The sequence below is a fragment of the Azonexus sp. genome (assembly GCF_036170495.1).
Lineage (GTDB): Bacteria > Pseudomonadota > Gammaproteobacteria > Burkholderiales > Rhodocyclaceae > Azonexus.
The window spans coordinates 1-1,271 of record NZ_JAVHPH010000219.1; the positions used below are offsets into that span (position 1 = coordinate 1).

At 62.7% G+C, this 1,271-nt stretch carries 2 protein-coding genes; both read right to left on the bottom strand.

The genetic code is table 11. The features are described 5' to 3' along the window. Window positions 1-468 (bottom strand): hypothetical protein (locus ADADOO_RS07430; protein WP_511276329.1); only part of this gene is annotated, 468 nt, incomplete at its 3' end. A 12-nt stretch (window positions 469-480) separates the two neighbouring features. Further along, window positions 481-1,002: a gamma carbonic anhydrase family protein gene (locus ADADOO_RS07435; RefSeq protein ID WP_511276331.1), complete on the bottom strand. Its 522-nt coding sequence runs from the start codon at window positions 1,000-1,002 to the stop codon at window positions 481-483. Window positions 1,003-1,271 lie beyond the last annotated feature (269 nt).

Genomic DNA, 1,271 nt, shown 5'->3' on the forward strand with positions numbered 1-1,271 from the left:
GCCGGTGGCAAAGCGGGCATTGAGCGATTCGGTCAGTTCCTTTTCAATGCTGGCGATGTGCTTCTGGTAAGCCTCGACATGGCGCATTTCGTGGGCGTGGATTTCCTTGTAGGCACAGCTGCCTTCGGGGAATTCGCGGGCGACGTAAACGGTCAGCGGGCTAAAGCCGAAGCGCAACGTGATCTGTGGGCTGGCGCATTCCCAGCGCCCGCTCCGGTCGGTGATGGCCGGCGTAGTCGAGGCAAAACTGACCGTCGCGTTGCCGCGGGTCAGGCCGAGTATCTGTTTGCCGGGGCGGGCCAGCGCGGCGCCGATGTTGGTCAGCGATCGGTAGCTGTATTCGGTGTTGATGCTCAGGCGCTCGTCGATGCGCTTGATCGTGACTGAGGGCTTGGGCAACTCGTCGCAGGGGTCGGCCTGCCCCGGGCTGGCGATGAGCAGCAGGGGAAAAGTAAGCAGAAAGCGCATCGGCTGGCCGGCTTACAGCGGCTTGAGCGTGTCGCGATAACGGCTGGCGTTGGCGACGTAGTGTTCGGCCGATTTCTGCAGATTGGCGACATCCTGATCGCTCAGTTCGCGCACCACTTTGCCGGGCGAACCGACGATCAACACCCGATCCGGGAAGACCTTGCCTTCGGGGATCAGCGTATTGGCGCCGACGATGCAGCCCTGGCCAATCACCGCCCGATTGAGGATGACCGAGCCAATGCCGATCAGGCTGCCGTCGCCGACCGTGCAGCCGTGCAGCATGACCAGGTGGCCGACGGTGACGTTGTTGCCGATGTGCATCGGCACGCCTTCGTCGGTATGCAGCACCGAGCCGTCCTGGATGTTGGTGTTGGCGCCGATGTGGATCGGGTCGTTGTCGCCGCGCAGCGTGGCGTTCCACCAGATCGAACTGTTGGCGCCGAGGCGAACGTCGCCGATGACCGTGGCGTTGGGGGCGATCCAGGCGTTGGCGCCGACCTGGGGCTGTTTGTCGCCGAGACGGAAGAGGGGCATGCGGGCTCCTTGGAGGATTTCAATTTTGGCCATTTTTTCCGGTTGACCGTAGCAATGGCGAAAAATGCCGCCCGGCCGCACCGCAGCGGGTATTTTATCGCGTTGCCGCCGGCTGGCCGGGCTGGCATGATCCGCCTTTCACCAGGAGGAATTCAGGATGAGCGATTTTTCGGCTTTGACCGCAGCCTTGCTGGCCTTTCGCGATGAGCGCGACTGGCGGCAGTTTCACACCCTGCGCAATCTGATCACCTCGCTCAATCTCGAAGCGG